Raw genomic sequence first — 427 nt, 5'->3', positions numbered from 1 at the left:
GCGCGCGTGCAGGTCGGCGACGATCTGCAGGTACGTGATCAGCGTGCGCAGCTTCGCGGTCGAGCCCAGGTTGATACGGCCGCCACGATTCACGTCGAACGGCTGGTTCACGCTGTCGGTCTGCACGCGCAGCATGTTCGCGCCGTTGCGGTGCTCGTACAGCGTGAAGCTGTACGTGAGGTGCGACGGGTCGTCCTTTGGCGCGAGCATCTCGAAACCGTACAGGCCGGCGGCCTGCGCGCCGTCGCGCGTCGATGCCCGCGCGAGCCGCTCGGCGACCGCCTGCTGCACGCCGTTGTCGAGCGTGCTGGTGGCCTGCAGGTCGAGCTGGTCGAGCTGGTACAGGTCGCTGATGCCGAGCGCCGACAGCAGCGACGCGCGCGCGGAGGTCACGGCCTTGCGCGACACGAACGACTGCACGCGCGCG

General features: G+C 69.6%; 1 pseudogene. It reads right to left on the bottom strand.

Annotated features, from left to right (window positions below):
• Positions 1–427: pseudogene (locus A9Z05_RS38205) on the bottom strand (glycosyl transferase family 51); the annotation flags it as partial.

Origin of the sequence: Burkholderia sp. A2 (genome assembly GCF_001729305.1) — a bacterium.
GTDB lineage: Bacteria > Pseudomonadota > Gammaproteobacteria > Burkholderiales > Burkholderiaceae > Burkholderia > Burkholderia sola.
Note: the sequence above shows the minus strand (reverse complement) of the source record. Positions and strands in the feature narration are given on the sequence as shown.